Annotated in this window: 14 protein-coding genes; 5 read left to right on the top strand and 9 right to left on the bottom strand. The window is 63.8% G+C overall.

The annotated features are described in order from the left end of the window. Window positions 1–7: 7 nt before the first annotated feature. From HCI85_RS16000 to HCI85_RS15990, 3 genes are read left to right on the top strand one after another with little or no spacing between them, the layout of a single operon-like run. Complete coding sequence (locus HCI85_RS16000) at window positions 8–304, top strand: hypothetical protein (protein WP_167145966.1); 297 nt, start codon at window positions 8–10, stop codon at window positions 302–304. Continuing rightward, window positions 301–1,896, top strand: coding sequence for a PepSY-associated TM helix domain-containing protein (locus HCI85_RS15995; RefSeq protein ID WP_167145964.1), 1,596 nt, complete (start codon window positions 301–303; stop codon window positions 1,894–1,896). The genes HCI85_RS16000 and HCI85_RS15995 overlap by 4 nt, the downstream gene beginning before the upstream one ends. Beyond that, window positions 1,889–2,227 carry a DUF3325 domain-containing protein gene (locus HCI85_RS15990; RefSeq protein WP_167145962.1) on the top strand — a complete coding sequence of 113 codons (339 nt, stop codon included), beginning with the start codon at window positions 1,889–1,891 and terminating at the stop codon, window positions 2,225–2,227. The genes HCI85_RS15995 and HCI85_RS15990 overlap by 8 nt, the downstream gene beginning before the upstream one ends. On the opposite strand, the gene HCI85_RS15985 is transcribed toward HCI85_RS15990, so the two are convergent. Together HCI85_RS15985 and HCI85_RS15980 are read right to left on the bottom strand one after the other, a co-directional pair. Beyond that, a complete protein-coding gene (locus HCI85_RS15985) occupies window positions 2,203–4,209 on the bottom strand; it encodes an alkaline phosphatase D family protein (RefSeq protein ID WP_167145960.1) in 2,007 nt (668 codons plus the stop codon). The genes HCI85_RS15990 and HCI85_RS15985 overlap by 25 nt on opposite strands. Window positions 4,210–4,290: 81 nt before the next feature. Continuing rightward, complete coding sequence (locus HCI85_RS15980; RefSeq protein WP_167145958.1) at window positions 4,291–4,974, bottom strand: Crp/Fnr family transcriptional regulator; 684 nt, start codon at window positions 4,972–4,974, stop codon at window positions 4,291–4,293. A 92-nt stretch (window positions 4,975–5,066) separates the two neighbouring features. On the opposite strand from HCI85_RS15980, the gene HCI85_RS15975 reads away from it, so the two are divergent. After that, on the top strand, window positions 5,067–5,591 hold the full coding sequence (locus tag HCI85_RS15975; RefSeq protein WP_167145956.1) for an Mpo1 family 2-hydroxy fatty acid dioxygenase: 525 nt from the start codon (window positions 5,067–5,069) through the stop codon (window positions 5,589–5,591). 60 nt (window positions 5,592–5,651) lie between these two features. Here HCI85_RS15975 and HCI85_RS15970 read toward each other — a convergent pair whose 3' ends face one another. After that, window positions 5,652–6,395, bottom strand: coding sequence for a hypothetical protein (locus HCI85_RS15970; RefSeq protein ID WP_167145954.1), 744 nt, complete (start codon window positions 6,393–6,395; stop codon window positions 5,652–5,654). Between the two features lie 102 nt (window positions 6,396–6,497). Then, on the bottom strand, window positions 6,498–7,310 hold the full coding sequence (locus HCI85_RS15965) for a helix-turn-helix domain-containing protein (protein WP_167145952.1): 813 nt from the start codon (window positions 7,308–7,310) through the stop codon (window positions 6,498–6,500). Between the two features lie 125 nt (window positions 7,311–7,435). Here HCI85_RS15965 and HCI85_RS15960 point away from each other — a divergent pair, with 125 nt between their 5' ends. Next, window positions 7,436–7,867, top strand: coding sequence for a hypothetical protein (locus HCI85_RS15960; RefSeq protein ID WP_167145950.1), 432 nt, complete (start codon window positions 7,436–7,438; stop codon window positions 7,865–7,867). Here the strand turns inward: HCI85_RS15960 and modC are convergent. From modC to nirB, 5 genes are all read right to left on the bottom strand, one after another. Further along, window positions 7,850–8,992 carry a molybdenum ABC transporter ATP-binding protein gene (modC, locus tag HCI85_RS15955; RefSeq protein ID WP_167145948.1) on the bottom strand — a complete coding sequence of 381 codons (1,143 nt, stop codon included), beginning with the start codon at window positions 8,990–8,992 and terminating at the stop codon, window positions 7,850–7,852. The two genes, HCI85_RS15960 and modC, sit on opposite strands and share 18 nt — an antisense overlap. Then, entirely contained in the window at window positions 8,989–9,669 is a 681-nt protein-coding gene (gene modB / locus HCI85_RS15950; protein WP_167145946.1) for a molybdate ABC transporter permease subunit, read from the bottom strand. The genes modC and modB overlap by 4 nt, the downstream gene beginning before the upstream one ends. 12 nt (window positions 9,670–9,681) lie before the next feature. Beyond that, window positions 9,682–10,428, bottom strand: coding sequence for a molybdate ABC transporter substrate-binding protein (gene modA / locus HCI85_RS15945; RefSeq protein ID WP_167145944.1), 747 nt, complete (start codon window positions 10,426–10,428; stop codon window positions 9,682–9,684). A gap of 260 nt (window positions 10,429–10,688) precedes the next feature. Beyond that, the gene (gene nirD, locus HCI85_RS15940) at window positions 10,689–11,066 is read right to left on the bottom strand and encodes a nitrite reductase small subunit NirD (RefSeq protein WP_167145942.1); all 378 of its coding nucleotides are present in this window, start codon (window positions 11,064–11,066) and stop codon (window positions 10,689–10,691) included. Then, a complete protein-coding gene (nirB, locus tag HCI85_RS15935; protein ID WP_167145940.1) occupies window positions 11,066–13,621 on the bottom strand; it encodes a nitrite reductase large subunit NirB in 2,556 nt (851 codons plus the stop codon). The genes nirD and nirB overlap by 1 nt, the downstream gene beginning before the upstream one ends. Window positions 13,622–14,080 lie beyond the last annotated feature (459 nt).

The following is a 14,080-nucleotide window of genomic DNA, read 5'->3' as shown; positions in this document are numbered from 1 at the left end:
GGCCGTCATGCACCTGCGCGATGTTATCCAACCGGCCGCGACGGCTACCCACGTTGTCGGCCTGTGTGCGCTGGCCTATTTCGCCAGCGCACAACTGGTTGGCCTGAGCGGCCTGCTGGCCTGGTGGGCCGGCATGAGTCAGGGCGATGCGGTGATGCTGGCGCTCATGCTCGGCTTCATTTACCTGCTGGTGTTGCTGCTCTGGGGCTTTTCCTGCGAGCGCCGGCGTAACGCCTGGCTGCTGCTCGGCGGCCTGAGCCTGCTGGCCTGGGGCACGCCCCTGCTGCTGCAGGTGCAAGCATGAAAACAGGATTCAGAAGCCGCATGGGCGAGCTGCACACCTGGGCCGGCGTGTTGCTCGGCGTCTTGCTGTTCGCCGTATTCTGGACCGGCAGCCTGTCGGTGTTCGACAAGGAAATCGACCGCTGGATGATGCCCAGCACGCGCCTGCACTGGGATGACAGCATGCAGCGGCCGTCGCTGGACCGTGACATTCGCCCACTGCTGGAACAACGCGCCGCCAACGCGCCCGTCTGGACCATCATCCTGCCCCTGGAACGCACACCGTTTCTGACCCTGACTTACGGCAGCGAAGAGTCGCGCAAGAGCAGCCGCGACCTGTTCAACCCAATCACTCTTGAGCCGCTGGCCAAGCCGTTGACCCTGGGGGCCAGTGGCTTTATCTACCCCTTCCACCACAACCTGACGCTGCGCTACAAAAACATCGGTGCCTGGCTGGTGGGCATCGCCGGCATGGCCATGCTCTGCCTGCTGGTGTCCGGCGTGGTGATCCATCGCAAGCTGTTCAGCGAGTTTTTCACCCTGCGCCTGCACCGCGCCTTTGGCCGCAGCACCCTGGATGTGCATAACGTGGTCGGCGTGGCGCTGCTGCCGTTCCACCTGCTGATCACCCTGTCCGGGCTGATCGTCGCCTTCGCCATCTACTACCCGGATGCGCCGCAGCACACCTACCGCGAGCAGGTGCAAAGCGGCGTCAGCGCCGAACGCGCTTTCCTTGGCGAAGCACTCGGTCGCATTCGCCTGCGGGCCGCCAGGCAGCCGGGTGAACTGGCGCCTCTGGAGCCCATGGTGGCCAAGGCTGAACAACACTGGGGACCGGGCTCGGTGTACCTGCTGCGGATCAACAACCCCAAGGATGCCAACGGCAATGTGCTGCTGCGCCGCACCAGCCACAGCAGCGTGACCAAGGACATCGACAACTTCCGCTTTGCCAATGTCAGCGGTGAGGTCATGGGCCGCTTTCAGGCCTCAGCCATGGTGAACACCTGGAACTTCATCGCCGGCCTGCACTACATCCAGTTCCGCCACGACGCCCTGCGCTGGCTGTATTTCCTCGGCGGGCTGGGCGGCTGTGTGGTGATCGCCACCGGGCTGTTCTTCTGGACCCAGGCCCGGCGCAAGAAGCAGCAGCGCCACGGCCATCTCGGTGTCTCGCTGCTGGATGCCCTGAGCATTGCCGGCGTGTGCGGGGTGATTCTCGCCACCCTGGCGTTTCTGCTCGCCAACCGCTGGCTGCCCATGCAGGAGCAGCTATTTGGCCTGGGCCGCGCGCGCGTCGAAATCCTGAGCTTCTATGCCCTGTGGCTCGTGGCGAGCGCCCATGCCGTGTGGCGCGTGATGCGGGACCAACGCCTCGGTTACCTGCACGCCTGGCGTGAGCAGTGCACGGCGATTGCGCTGCTGGCGGTACTGGCCGTTCTAGCCAACTGGCTGACCACCGGCGATCACCTGCTGGCCACCCTGCGCAGCGGCAACGGCCCGGTGGCCGGCACCGACCTGTGCCTGCTCGCTGCGGCCGCACTCGCCCTGCTGGCCGCGCACAAGCTGCGCCGCCGCGTGCCGCAGGAAGAAACGCTGGAGGTCGCCCATGTCTGACGCCGCTCTGTACTCGCTGTTGGCCCTGCTGCTGGCGGTGCTGGGCTTTGCCTGGCTCGCCCTGGCCTTGCCCAACCATTGGCGTCAGGTGCATCAAGGCGTGCAACAGACGGCGTCACGGCAAGTCGCCCTGCGCAGCGGCGCCAGCCTGATGCTCGGGCTGTCATTGCTGTGCAGCCTGGCGGGCGATTCGCCGGCCATGGCCATCCTGCTGTGGCTGATGCTGCTGGGCGTCGCCACGCTGATCGTCGCATTGACCTTAAGCTGGCGCGCGCAATGGCTGGCCCGGCTCTGGCCCGCGCGTCCTCAGGCTGAGCGATCTGCCGACTGAGTGGCTGCGCGGCGGGCAGGCGCCGTGCTCGGTGCGTTATCACGGTCATCGACAAAGGCCACCGCGGGCGAGCCATCGGCATTTAGCTGGTAGATCGCGCTCGGCTGGCCGTTGTCGTTGAACCACACCTGACCGAGCCCCGCCCCATTCCACAGGCGTTCGCCGGCCTTGCTGCGCGAGGGGATGCGCGGTTTGACCTGCATGCGCCGGCGCGTGGTCAGCCAGTTGAGCGGCGACCACGGCGCGTAGAGCCAGCGGTTGAGGCGGTCGAACCAGTCGAGCAGGCGCGGCGGGAATTCGTTTTTCAGGCCGCTGCTGGTGATTTGCCAAAGCTTCGGCCCGCGCTTGCGCTGGCGAATCAACACCTCGTAGACAAACGAGTAATGCACGTCGCCGGAGAGAATCACGTAGTTACCCGGCGTGCGCGAGTGGCGGAAGATGTTCAGCATCACCTGCGCGGCGCCCCGGTGGGCCATCCAGTTTTCCGCGTCGACCATCAGCGGATGGCCGGCCCAGCTGAAGACCTTCTGGATGGTCTCGATCAGCTTGACGCCGAACATCGGCGCGGGGGAGACGATGATCGCCGCCGGATGATCCAGCAGCTCTTGCTGAAACTCGCACAGCGCTTCCCAATCCAGCAGACCAGACGGTCGCTTGAGGTTGCGCTCGCTGCGCCAGCGCCGCGTCCGGGTGTCGAGCACCACCAGCGCCGGGCTGCTCGGCAGGACGAATTGCCACTGGTGAAAGCTCAGCAAGGTGTCGATCAGCGCATCCTGCGGCTCACTGTCCATGTGGTTGGCAGCATCGCGGCCCTCGGTCATCGCGCGGATCATCTGCAGCGGCTTGGCGAATACATCCGGGTTATTGCCCCAGCCCTGGCACAGCAGGTAGGCGATCAGCGCATTGCCGATGATGCGTTTGGAAAACGGGTGACCGTAGGCCGTCTCTTCCCACTGCGCGGAGAGGTTCCAGTCATCGGTGATGTCGTGATCATCGAAGATCATCAGCGTCGGTAAATGGGCGAGGGCGCGGGCGACCTGGCCCAGGCCGCCGCGAAAGGTCTCGATACGCTCACGCTCGGCCTGATAGCGCGGCACTTCCTCGGCGCTGAGTGCTGGCATTTCCGCATCCAGCAAGGTCCAGGGCACCGGCGACCAGACCAGCAGGTACATGGCCAACACTTCGGCGCAGGTCACCAGGTGGTTGTCGGCGCTGCTGGTGGTGAACACCGGTTTTTCCACGCCGCCGAAGAAGCGCTCACGCAGGGTTTCGTTGCTCTTCAGCGCAGGCAGCAGCTCGGCGCGCTGGTAGTAGCTGGCGGGGTGCTGGTACAGCGCCGTGCTGTCATCGACCACCGCACCTTGCAAATGCTCGCCAAACAAACCCAGGCGCTCGATCACCTGATGAATCGCCCGCAGCATCGGCCCGCTGACGTCATCGGCGTAGATCTGGTCGCCGCTCATCAACAGCAGCGCCGGGCGTTGCTCGGCGGCATGCGCTTCGGCCAGCAGGCGGTCGGCGCAGAGCAGGCCGTCGGCAGCCGGGTGATGCGGCTTGCGACAAGAGCCGTGGAGCAGATGGTCGAGCTGCGCGCGCAGCACAAAATTCGCCTGGGTCGCGCCGTCGTACAGCAAGTGCGGCGCCCAGTCGGCGATACCCAGCGCGGCCTGATCCGGCTGTTCGATCAGCAGGTCGTAATCAATCTGCACATCGCAGGGCAGCGGCGCTTCCAGCTTGAGGTCAATCAGGTGGATAAATGCCTGTTCGCCAATCTGGATAACCTGGCAGCTGTCACCGTGCAGCGGCAGGCGCTGTGGCTCGGCTGCATCACCATGGCTCAGCTGCAGGGTTAGCGATAAGGGCCGGCTGCCAACCAGCCAGAGCACCAGGCGCTGCGCTTCCATGCGGCGCAGCAGCGGGCCGGCCAGCACCTGGGGCAGGTCAGCGTGGACGGCAGGGAGTGTCTCAGCGGTTATCGGCATCAGTACATCGGGCTCTGGCGGCAAACAGGTCGGCAATAGAGCGTCATTCTGCGCCAGAGGTTCAGTCTTTGCAGCCGCTGCCTACTGCGCCGCCTGACGTAAGCGCGGCAGATCGAGGAGTTCGATCTCGCCATAGGTCAGGCGCAGAATGCCCTGGGCCTCCAACTCCTTGAGTATCTGGTTGGTAGTCTGCCGGGAAATCGCCAGCATCAGCGCCAGCTGCTCCTGCGGCAGGTGCAGCACGCGGCGCGGCTCGCCTTCGCCGTAGTTCTCGGCAATCAGCAGCAGGCGCCGGGCCAGACGTGGGGCGGCGGGCAACAGGCTCATTTCTTCCAGGGCGATAAACGCCAGGCGCAGTTTATGGCTCATCAGCAGGGCGAAATCACGCCAGTACTGCGGTTGCTGTTTGAGCAGCGCCAGCAGCCGCGCCTGCGGCACCAGCAGCAGGGTGGTGGCACCTTCAGCAAAGGCATCGTGGGTGCGTGGCTGGCCATCAAACAGGGAAATCTCGCCAAACCAGTAGGGTGGCTCGACCAGGGTCAGCAGCGCTTCCTTGCCGGTGTCACTGACCGCACCAATGCGCATGCCGCCCTCGACCACCGCATACAGGCCACAGGGCTTATCGCCGCGACGAAACAGCACCTGACCGGGCGCGAGTTGCTGCACTTGGGCAGCCGCCAGCAGCGCCTCCTGTAATGCAGCGGGCAGGGCGCTGAACCAGTGGCCCTGACGCAGACGTGCCTGATAGTGGTGGCCGCTGTTCATCGACGGCTCCAGGCGGTTTGTCGGCTAGCTGACAGAGCGCTGCGTGGGCGTGGGTTCATGCTGGCCACCTGTCTTGCATGAGGAAAATAATAATGAAAACCCTGGTTGATCATCTGGCTCAATACGCGGCCTATCACCGCGACCAACGCAATATTCTCAGCCACTTTATCGGTATTCCACTGATCGTTGTGGCGGTGGCCGTGTTGTTGTCACGCCCTGGCTTCGAGCTGCTCGGCCTGTGGCTGTCCCCAGCCCTGCTGGTGGCTCTGGCGGCAGGGGTGTTCTACCTGCGCCTGGACCTGCGCTTCGGCCTGCTGATGGCGCTGCTGCTGGTGCTCAGCCTGTGGGCAGCGGCGGGCCTGGCCGTGCAATCAACGGCGGTGTGGCTGAGCAGCGGCATCGGCCTGTTTGTGATCGGCTGGATTATTCAGTTTGTCGGCCATTACTACGAAGGGCGCAAACCGGCGTTTGTCGATGACGTGATGGGCCTGGTGATCGGCCCGCTGTTCGTCGCCGCCGAAGCGGCCTTCCTGCTAGGACTGCGCAAAGAAGTCGAACAGGCCATCGTCGAACGCGCCGGCCCGACCTGTATTCGCGAGAAGAAAGCCACTGCCTGATCGCTGCAGGGCCGCCATTGATTGGCGGCCTTGTACCGACTTCGCTCTTACGAGCGAGTTCTAGTACATCGCCATCCATTGCGTGGTCAGTGAGCGGGTATGGCGATACACGGTGATTGGTGCAAAGGGTCGACCCGAAGCGCTCTGCAGGGCGCTGCTCTGGCTGTTGAGGTCGACCAGCGCGGCCTTGAGGTAGTCCCAGCGGGTTTTCAACTTGCCGATCTGTGGGTCGGCCTTGCCATCCAGCGCGGCCAGCTGCGCATCCACCGACGGCACAATCTTGCGTTCATCCTGACCGAGGTAGGTGTCGGGCTGCTCGCGGGCGGTTTCGAAATTGCCGAAGTAGGCGCGGCTGAGGTACTGCACCGAGAGGTATTCGAGCTTGGCGGACAGTTCGCTGTCAGCCGGGCCGGCCAGCTTGCGGGTTTCCTCGAGCACGCCGAGCAGGGCTTTGCTGAGGTCCTCGGGGTAGCGCCAGGGCATGTCATCTTCACTCGGGCCAAAGGCCACGCCACGGCGAATCTGCACCACCAGTTCCTGATGGGCACTGCGCAGGGCATCGCTGCTTTGCGGCAGGCTCTGCACGGCGGCGGCCAGGGCCTGCAGATCAGTTTCCAGGGCGTCCTGGTGTTTCTTTTGGAAACCCTCACCGCGTAACAGCATCAAGCTGCTGGTAACCCGGCTGGCCTGCACCTGAACCTGTTCCTGGGGGGTAACGGCCTGGGCAAAGGTCAGCGGCGAGAGGCCGGCCAACAACCCGATAACCGCGAGCAATAGCGAGCGAGACAGCGTTATAGAACGCATACGTGGTGTGCTCCTTATTATTTTTGTGAGCAGTGCTGAACGAGGTCAGCTTATACAATCGCGCGCAACAGGGTACTGCACTGAATACGGGATAAAAGCAGCCTAAAGAGTGATTTCGTCGGAAAGATGCGTCGATTCGGCCAAGTCACGCAGGTACTGCGCGCTGAAGGCATCGGCCGGAAAGAAGGTTTCCAGCGCCAGTTCCGCCAGGGTGATGTCGTTGGCGGTGCCAAACACCGTGGTGGTGCCGATCAGGCTGACCACGCCCTGCTCGCTGGCAAACTGCAACGGAATCAGCACCGTGTCGCTGTCGAATTGCGCGGGTGCCGCCGGCCCTGGATAGGCGTTCAGCTCATCCCACAGCGCGTGCAACTGAGCATCGCCGCTGGCCTGAAAATCGCGCTGCAACCGCGCCAACAGGTAGGCGCGCCAGGCGCCCAGGTTGACGATACGCGGTGCCAGCCCTTGCGGGTGCAGGCTCAGGCGCATGACGTTGATCGGTGGCGTCAGCAGCTCAGGCGCAATGCCCTGCAGAAAGGGCGCGAGGGCACTGTTGGCCGCCAGCAGGTTCCAGTGACGGTCGATGGTCAGTGCCGGGTAGGGCTCGTGGGCCTTGAGCAGCAGGTCGATGGCACTGCGCGCGGCCGCCATGGCTGGCTCGGACAGCGCATGCTGAGTGAACAGCGGCGCATAGCCGGCGGCGCTAAGCAGGCGATTGCGTTCGCGCAGGGGAATCTCCAGCTGCTCGGCGAGCAACAGCAGCATCTCGCGGCTGGGTTGGGCGCGCCCGGTTTCGACGAAACTCAGGTGGCGGGTGGAAATATCGGCCTCACAAGCGAGGTCGAGCTGACTCAGACGACGATGCTGGCGCCACTGGCGCAGCAGGGCCCCGACGGGCTGGATTTGGCTGTTCATGGGCATCGACAATAGACCAGCCAAGTCATGGCGGCCATTACCTGCGAGGTAATCGACGTAACGCACAGATCGGCGAAATCTAGGGCCAAGCCGCCATTTCGACGGTTCTTTACGGAGACTTCGCCATGACCACCTTGCAACCTTCACTGTTACTGCGCCGTGCCCTGCTCGCCGATGGCCTGGTGGGCGTGATCACCACGGCGCAACTCCTGCTGCTGGCTGACTGGCTGAGCAGTCTGTTGGCCCTGCCGGGTGCATTCCTCTTCGGCGTTGGCGTGGTACTGATTCCGCTGGTGGCCTTTCTGCTCTGGCTGTCGCGCCGTGAAAGCATGGCGCGGACAGCGGTCTACACAGTGATCGGCCTGAATGCGCTGTGGGTGGTACTTAGCCTGCTGGTGCTGCTCAGCGGCTGGTTCACGCCGAACCTGCTGGGCTACGCCTTCGTGATCGTCCAGGCTGTTGTGGTACTGGTGTTTATCGAGCTGGAGTGGCTGGGGCTGAAGCGCTCGCAGGTCATGCCCGGCGCGTTTGCCCAGGCATCAGTGAGTGCTCAGTAACGACACCGACTTGACCTGCGCCCACAGCAACTGCTCACGCTGGATCTCCAGACGGTCGAAGGAGTAACGGGTGATGCGGGCGATCAGCTGCTCGCCGCCCACTTGCACGCGCACCAGCACATGGGCTTGTTCGGCGACGTTGATCCAGTCCACTACTCGCGCCGGCAACAGGTTAAGCACGCTGCTGTCCTCGGCCTGTTGCAGGCAAAGGCTGACATCGCGGGCCTTGATCTTGACCCGCACCGACTGGCCCAACGGCAGCGGCCCATGGGGCAAACGCAAGCGGATGTCGCTATCCGGCAATTGCAGGTAGAGCAGCCCGTAAGCCTGGTCATGCGCTGTAACTACGCCGTCGACCACCGCCTCGGCATCGTCCTCGAAGACAAACGGCAGGTCGGCGCGCAACAGGGTTTCCTTCAACGGGCCACTGCCGCTGACCTTACCGTCCTCCAGCAGCACCAGGTGATCGGCCAGGCGCGCCACCTCATCCGGCGAGTGGCTGACGTAGACAATTGGAATCTCCAGCTCCTGATGCAGGCGCTCCAGATAGGGCAGCACTTCCTGTTTGCGTTTGAGGTCGAGGGACGCCAACGGTTCGTCCAGCAGCAGCAAACGCGGGCTGGTCAGCAGGGCGCGGGCAATACCAACACGCTGCTGCTCGCCGCCCGAGAGGTTGCCTGGCAAACGCTCCAGCAGATGGCCGATGCCCAGCAGATCCACCGCCTGCTCCAGGGCAATTCGCCGCTGCGCAGCGGGGATGCGCTTCAAGCCGTACTGCAGATTGCGCCGCACCGTGAGGTGGGCAAACAGGTTGGCATCCTGAAACACGTAGCCCACTGCACGTTGATGCGCCGGCACGAAAACGCCCTGGGCGCTGTCCTGCCACAGTTCGCCGTTGACCTGCAGGAAACCTTCGCTCGGCTGATCCAGCCCGGCAAAACAGCGCAGGCAGCTGGTCTTGCCGGAACCGGAATGGCCGAACAAGGCGCTGACGCCACGGCCGGGCAGGTTCAACTCAACATCCAGGGTAAAACCTGGGTGTGCAACCTTGAAGCGCGCGTGGATTTCCCCCGACGCGGCGACCGTATGAGTGGCCGCAGGGCGGCGCGGAAAAGGCCAGATCATTGCCACACCCGCTTGCTGCTTCTGCCAGAGTAGAGCGCCAGCAGCACGATAAAGGAGAACAGCACCATACCGCCCGCCAGCCAGTGGGCCTGGACGTACTCCATGGTTTCCACATGGTTGTAGATCTGCACCGATGCCACCTGGGTCTTGCCGGGGATGTTGCCGCCGATCATCAGCACCACGCCGAACTCGCCCACGGTATGGGCGAAACCGAGAATCGACGCCGTGATAAAGCCCGGCTTGGCCAGCGGCAGCACCACTGTAAAGAATGCATCCCAGGGGCCAGCGCGCAGCGTGGCGGCGGCCTCCAGCGGGCCACGACCAATGGCCTCGAAAGCGTTCTGCAGCGGTTGCACGACAAAGGGCAGGGAGTAGAACACCGAGCCGATCACCAGTCCGGTAAAAGTAAATGTCAGGGTGCCGAGACCGAGGCTTTGGGTCAGTTGCCCGATAAAACCGTGCGGGCCCATGCTCACCAGGAGGTAGAAGCCGATCACCGTCGGCGGCAGCACCAGCGGCAGCGCGACGATGGCGCCAATCGGCTGCTTCCATTTGGATGACGTGCGCGCCAGCCACCAGGCAATCGGTGTACCGATCAACAGCAGTAACAGGGTGGTCAGCGATGCCAGCTCAAGCGTTAGCAGTACCGCAGCGAAATCAGCTTTGCTCAGTGGCATCGCAACCGCCTTTTAAAGTTGGTAGCCGTAGGACTTGATGATCTTCGCCGCCTTCTCGCCTTTCAGGTACTCGGTCAGGGCTACAGCGGCCGGGTTATGTTCGCCCTTCTTGAGGATCAACGCATCCTGCTTGATCGGTGTGTGCATCTGCGCCGGCACCATCCAGGCCGAGCCACTGCTGAGCTGGCCATCCTTGTACACCTGCGACAGTGCAACAAAGCCCAACTCGGCGTTGCCGGTGGCAATGAACTGATGCGCCTGGGTGATGTTCTGCCCTTCGACCAGTTTGTCCTTGACCGCCGCACTCAGGCCCAGCTTGTCCAGTACTTCGGTGGCTGCCAGGCCGTAGGGTGCGGCTTTCGGGTTGGCGATCGCCAGGTGCCGGTACTGATTAGCCTTGAGCACCGCGTCGCTGCCATCCAGATAACCCGGCGTGGCCGACCACAGCACCAGGCTGCCGACTGCATAGGTAAAGCGCGAGCCGCTGACGCCCAGACCTTCGCTGTCGAGCTTGGCCGGGGTGCTTTCATCGGCACTTAAAAACACCTCGAACGGCGCACCGTTGTGAATCTGCGCATACAGCTGGCCAGTGGCACCGAAGGAGGCGAGTACGCTGTGCCCCGTATCCTTTTCGAACTCGCTGGCAATCGCCTGCAGCGGCGCGGTGAAGTTCGCGGCCACCGCCACCTGAACCTGCTCGGCCAGGGCGTGACTGCTGATAGCAAAAACGGCGAATAACGCCGCGATACGCGCGTGCATGGATACCTCCTGGGTGTGCGGCCAAGGGCCAACGGCTGTTCTGTCGGCGCTGATGCGCCTGGCTACTCTACCTTCGCTATATCTCACGAGATATAGCGATTTGCGTACCAAGACACTCTGTAGAGCAACAAAAACAGGGTTGCCGAGATAATCGACAACCCTGTTACACAGGCATCAGCGCTGTGGGCTGAGGCGCATAAAGCCAATTACTGACTCAATAGTCAAGTAGCGCCCTATTCAGCCCGGTGTGTCCTGTGGCTTTAGCTCAGACCAATTTCCACCCGGTCGCCCTGCAAGCGCACCGGCCAGGTGCGCAGCTGCTGCTCGGGATACTCCAGGCAGCTGCCGTCTTCCAGGCGGTAGTGCTGTTTGTACAGCGGCGCGGCGATGACCAGGTCGCCAGCCAGGCTGCCGACAATGCCGCGGCCAATGACGTTGGCGCCGGACTTGGGGTCGCGGTTATCGACGGCATACAGCTGCTTGTCGCTGGACTCGCCTGGCAGATAGAACAGCGCCACCTGGGCGCCGTCGACCCAGGCGACCACGCCGGAGTTGGCCACCAGGTCGGCACGGCTGCACAGGGAACGCCATTGCACGCTGGTTTGTTCGATTGTTGCTGCTGCGCTCGACTGGCCCATCAGACCACCTCCTCGGCTGGAATAAGTTGCAGTTCGGCGGCGCTGATTGGGCGGCGCTGGCCGCGTTCCTCGACGAACAGGATATCCGGGTCGCCGCCCTGCTGGTTGACGAAGGTGCGGAAGCGCTTGAGCTTCTCCGGGTCCTTCAGGGCGTTGGCCCATTCGCACTCGTAGCGGTCGATCACCAGCTGCATCTGCGCTTCCAGTTCGGCGGCGAGATTGAGGCTGTCGTCGATGATCACTTCCTTCAGATAATCCAGGCCGCCTTCCAGCGACTCGCGCCACACCGAAGTGCGTTGCAGGCGGTCGGCGGTGCGCACGTAGAACATCAGGAAACGGTCGATGTAGCGGATCAGGGTTTCATCATCCAGATCGGTGGCGAACAGCTCGGCATGACGCGGACGCATGCCGCCGTTGCCGGCGACATAGAGGTTCCAGCCGTTCTCGGTGGCGATCACGCCGACATCCTTGCTCTGCGCCTCGGCACATTCGCGAGTGCAACCGCTGACCGCAAACTTGATCTTGTGCGGCGAGCGCAGGCCCTTGTAGCGGTCCTCCAGCAGCAGCGCCATGGCCACGCTGTCCTGCACGCCGTAGCGGCACCAGGTGCTGCCCACGCAGGATTTCACCGTGCGCAGCGACTTGCCGTAGGCGTGGCCGGTTTCAAAGCCGGCGGCGATCAGTTCGGCCCAGATGTCCGGCAGCTCGTGCAGCTGCGCGCCGAACAGGTCGATGCGCTGGCCGCCGGTGATCTTGGTATAGAGGTCGTATTTCTTCGCCACCGCGCCGATGGCCAGCAGGCCGTCCGGGGTGATTTCGCCACCGGGAATACGCGGCACCACCGAGTAGGTGCCGTTCTTCTGCATGTTGGCCATAAAGGTGTCGTTGGTGTCCTGCAGCGGCACCAGCGCCGGATCGGTGATCGAGCGGTTCCAGCAGGAGGCAAGGATCGAACCCACCGCCGGCTTGCAGATATCGCAGCCGACATGGCCGCGGCCGTGCTTGGCCAGCAGCGCCTCGAAGCTCTCGATGCCTTCCACGCGGACGATGCCGTACAGCTCCTGGCGGGTGAAGGCGAAGTGTTCACAGAGGCTCTTGTCCACCACCACGCCACGCGCAGTCAGCTCGTGCTCGAACACCTGCTTGAGCAGCGCCGAGCAGCCGCCGCAACCGGTAGCGGCCTTGGTGCAGGCCTTGAGCCCGGCCAGGTCGCCGCAACCGCCGTCGATGGCCGAACAGATCGCGCCCTTGCTGACGTTGTGGCAGGAGCAGATAGTCGCGGTGTCCGGCAGCGCATCGGCACCCAGCGCCGGCGCGCCTTCGCCTTGCGGCAGGATCAGGCAGGACGGGTCGGCCGGAAGCGCAATGCCGTTCTGCACGTACTGCAGCAGGGTGTCGTAGTAGCTGTTGTCGCCGACCAGCACGGCACCGATGGCCTGCTTACCGTCGGCCGATACGACCAAGCGGCGGTAGCTGGCGTTGGCTTCGTCGATAAAGCGGTAGCTGCGCGAGCCGGCGGTGGCGCCATGGGCATCGCCGATGGAGCCGACGTCGACGCCGAGCAGCTTGAGCTTGGTCGACATGTCCGCGCCCATAAACGGCTCGCTGTCTTCGCCGCACAGCTGGGTGGTGACGCTGCGGGCCATCTGGTAGCCCGGCGCGACCAGGCCGAAGATGCCGCCATTCCACGCCGCGCACTCGCCGATGGCATAGATGGCTGGGTCGCTGGTGCGGCACTGGCTGTCGATGGCCACGCCGCCGCGCGGGCCGAGTTCCAGGCCGCATTGCTTGGCGATGGCGTCCTGCGGGCGAATACCGGCGGAGAACACGATCAGGTCGGTTTCCAGGAACTCATCCCCAGCGAAATTCATCCGGTAGCGGTACTCACTGCCCGGGGTGATCGACTGGGTGCCGCGCGACAGGTGCACGCTGACGCCCAGGGCTTCGATCTGCGCCTTCAGCGCCAGGCCGCCGTGATCATCCAGCTGCACCGGCATCAGGCGTGGGGCGAATTCCACCACATGGGCTTCCAGGCCCAGGGACTTCAAGGCGTTGGCCGCTTCCAGGCCGAGCAGGCCACCGCCAACTACTACGCCACGGCGCGCGCTCTTGGCGGCGGCCTGAATGGTGTCGAGGTCGGCCAGGGTGCGGTAGACCAGGCGCGAATCACCTTCGGCGCCTTCAATCGGCGGCACGAACGGGTAGGAGCCGCTGGCCAGCACCAGCTGGTCGTAGGGGAAGCTGCCTTCAGCGGTGATCACTTCGCGGCGTTCGCGGTCGATCTCCAGCACCGGCACGCCCAGGTGCAGGGTGACACCCGGCGTCTGGTACAGCTCGGCACCGCTGAGGGCCAGGGATTCGGCATCGCGGCCGGTGAAATACTCGGAGAGGTGCACGCGGTCATAGGCGCGCAGCGGCTCTTCGCTGAATACCTGCACCTGGTACTGCGCCAGCGCGCCGCGCTCGATCAGTTGCTCGACGCAGTGATGGCCGACCATGCCGTTGCCGATGATGATCAGCCGCTGCTGGTCTGTGGAGGTATCTGTGCTGTTCATGGCATTTCCCGGCCGAAGCTCATCAGGTTTTTCTGCGGCAATAAAAAAGGCGCCTGAAACCTTGCGGTTTCAGGCGCCTTTGCCTGTTCTGTGCGGTGCCTGCATGGCACCTGATACCCATTGCCTATAGAGGCTGGCGATCGCCATTGATCGAATGGGCGGCCCGAATGTGGCGGGCTCCCTGGGGCTCATGCAGCGCCTGTGCCAGTTTCTCCGCAGCGGCCTGCGGCCCGCATTGCAGCAGGCTGCAGGCGCAGTTGCAGGCTCACCTGCCCGACGCGATACAGACCCAAAAAGAGGCGAGCAGAGCAGCCTGCGCCCCATTATGAGTCGCGCAAAACCGGCCCAGCTGTCCCGCACACACCTCGCCAGGCCTTGCCACGCGGGCGTTCAAGCCGCCCTGGCGAACCCTGGCGCGTGCCTTGCTATAGACCAACCCAGGTAATCAACGCTGATTGC

This window comes from Pseudomonas sp. OTU750018 (genome assembly GCF_011636575.1).
GTDB classification, from domain to species: domain Bacteria; phylum Pseudomonadota; class Gammaproteobacteria; order Pseudomonadales; family Pseudomonadaceae; genus Aquipseudomonas; species Aquipseudomonas peli.
Note: the sequence above shows the minus strand (reverse complement) of the source record. Positions and strands in the feature narration are given on the sequence as shown.